The 307-nt window shown below is 52.1% G+C and carries 1 protein-coding gene; it reads left to right on the plus strand.

What is annotated here, in order from left to right; genetic code table 11:
• Positions 1 to 307 (plus strand): VirB6/TrbL-like conjugal transfer protein, CD1112 family (locus ACQRBH_RS17395; RefSeq protein ID WP_427762715.1); only part of this gene is annotated, 307 nt, incomplete at both ends.

Below are 307 nucleotides of genomic sequence, written 5' to 3' on the forward strand. Positions count from 1 at the left end.
CGATGTGGGGGCCACCCCGCAGGCGTGGAACAGTGGCATTTTCAATATGCTGCAAAACCTGTCCGAAACGGTGGTGCTGCCCATTGCGGCGGCCATCCTTGCCTGTGTCATGTGCATGGAACTGATACAGATGATAACCGAGAAAAACAATATGCACGACTTTGACAGCTCCATGTTTTTCCGCTGGATTTTCAAGTCTGCGTTTGCCATCCTCATTGTCAGCAACACATGGAACATCGTCATGGGCATCTTTGACGCCACCCAGAGCGTCGTCAACCAAAGCGCCGGTGTGATTATCGGGGAAACA

It is taken from the genome of Bariatricus sp. SGI.161, from assembly GCF_050313695.1.
Lineage (GTDB): Bacteria > Bacillota > Clostridia > Lachnospirales > Lachnospiraceae > JAFBIX01.